Source organism: Chryseobacterium sp. 27AL (assembly GCF_057815395.1).
Map to the genome: position 1 here is coordinate 1 of NZ_JBYRIW010000037.1, position 674 is coordinate 674.

Below are 674 nucleotides of genomic sequence, written 5' to 3' on the forward strand. Positions count from 1 at the left end.
GGAAATATCACATCTCTTCAAAGGAATACAAAAAGTTTTTCTGGCACCGCGGAACTCATTGACAACCTTATCTACACCTATACCGGCAATACTCTGCTCTCGGTAAAGGATGAATCGGAAAACTATGCCGGATACCCGGATACTTCGGGGCAGGCCATTTCCTATGATGACAACGGAAATATGACCAGCCATCAGGATAAAGGAATCCTGCAGATCGATTACAACTTTCTGAATCTTCCCGACCTGGTTAAATTTAACAGGACCTACGTCCCAAGGTTTACCGGAATGGAAATAGATTATAACGTAAAAACCAAATACCTATACAGAGCAGACGGGGTGAAGCTCAGAAAGATCTATACTTACGGAACGGGTAAGGCTAATCTTGAATCAAGTACCATTACCGATTACCTTGACGGTTTTCAGTATGAAGAGAATTATACAGGAAGTTTGTCAAGTCCGGTTTTAAAGTTTGTTCCCACTTCTGAAGGGTATTACAATTTTGAAAAAAATCTATATATTTACAACTATACAGACCATTTGGGAAATGTGCGTTTAAGCTACTTTAAAAACACCAATGGCAGCGTAGAAGTTCTTGAAGAAAACAACTACTACCCTTTCGGGCTGAAGCATGACACCAATATTCTTTCTGTCAACAATTCTTCCTATAAATACCA

At 39.6% G+C, this 674-nt stretch carries 1 pseudogene; it reads left to right on the top strand.

What is annotated here, in order from left to right:
- Window positions 1-674, top strand: a pseudogene (locus AC3WV0_RS18095) (RHS repeat-associated core domain-containing protein); the annotation flags it as partial.